This window comes from Pseudomonas yangonensis, assembly GCF_009932725.1.
GTDB classification, from domain to species: Bacteria; Pseudomonadota; Gammaproteobacteria; order Pseudomonadales; family Pseudomonadaceae; genus Aquipseudomonas; species Aquipseudomonas yangonensis.
Genome location: NZ_BLJU01000159.1, coordinates 1 through 469, shown reverse-complemented (window position 1 = coordinate 469; position 469 = coordinate 1). Strand labels below are relative to the sequence as shown.

At 70.6% G+C, this 469-nt stretch carries 1 protein-coding gene and 1 pseudogene; one reads left to right on the top strand and one right to left on the bottom strand.

Annotation, left to right across the window (positions count from 1 at the left end; translation table 11 throughout):
• On the bottom strand, window positions 1–187 hold a 187-nt coding region (locus tag GYB81_RS23920), incomplete at its 3' end, for a DUF3482 domain-containing protein (protein ID WP_438810734.1).
• 85 nt (window positions 188–272) lie between these two features.
• On the opposite strand from GYB81_RS23920, the pseudogene GYB81_RS23915 reads away from it, so the two are divergent.
• A pseudogene (locus GYB81_RS23915) lies at window positions 273–469 on the top strand (DUF3482 domain-containing protein); the annotation flags it as partial.

Here is a 469-nt window from a genome sequence, read left to right as displayed (position 1 = left end):
GCAGCGGTAGATCGCCGGCCCTGGCGTCGCTGCTGCGAAGCGCATGCAGCGGCAGCAGCGCTTCGACGCAGCGCTGCTCGCGCTGTCGAATGGCTTCGCGCAGCTCGCTCACGGCGGCCTGCTCCAGCTGGGGCTGAGCAGCGACGCTGCGGCGGCAGGCGGCGCAATCGATCAGCAGCTCGGCGATCAGGCGCTGACCGGCCTGGCGCCGGGCGTTGGGTTGCTGCTTCGTAGCTCTGGCTCGCCTCGCTGCCTTCGAGGAAACGGGCCAGGCGCGCCAGCGCTATGAGCAGGAAGCCAAGGTGCTGCGCCAGTTGCTGGCCTCCGACGCCGGTCTGTATGTGATCGACGTGCGCGAGCCGGTGCTGGCCAAGTACCGCGACGAACTGGCGGTACTGGCCATGTGCGGCCGCCCGCTGCTGCCGGTGCTCAACTTCGCCGCCAGCGCCAGCCACCGCGAAGGCGAGTG